General features: G+C 67.9%; 1 protein-coding gene. It reads right to left on the reverse strand.

Annotated elements, in window-relative coordinates; translation table 11 throughout:
* Positions 1 to 240, reverse strand: a 240-nt coding sequence (locus BN358_RS26765) for a hypothetical protein (RefSeq protein WP_198018463.1), incomplete at both ends; no start/stop codon positions are given.

The following is a 240-nucleotide window of genomic DNA, read 5'->3' on the forward strand; positions in this document are numbered from 1 at the left end:
CGATCCGGTCGAACCAAGCATCGGGATCGTCCAGGCAGTTCAGGGTTTCGAGGTGGTCGGGGTTGGCCGCGTCCGCCCCGGACTCGAGCGCGGCGAACGCAGCATCGACAGCTTGCCCGTCCTTGCCGGAATGTTGGGCTTCGATCTCAGCCGATTGTGCGTCCTCCCGGGCCATGATCCCCGGTTGGGCCTGCAGCAGGTCGGCGAACGAGCGGTAGCGGACGCGCCGGTGCTGTCGCG

Origin of the sequence: Sedimentibacter sp. B4, assembly GCF_000309315.1 — a bacterium.
GTDB lineage: Bacteria > Bacillota > Clostridia > Tissierellales > Sedimentibacteraceae > Sedimentibacter > Sedimentibacter saalensis.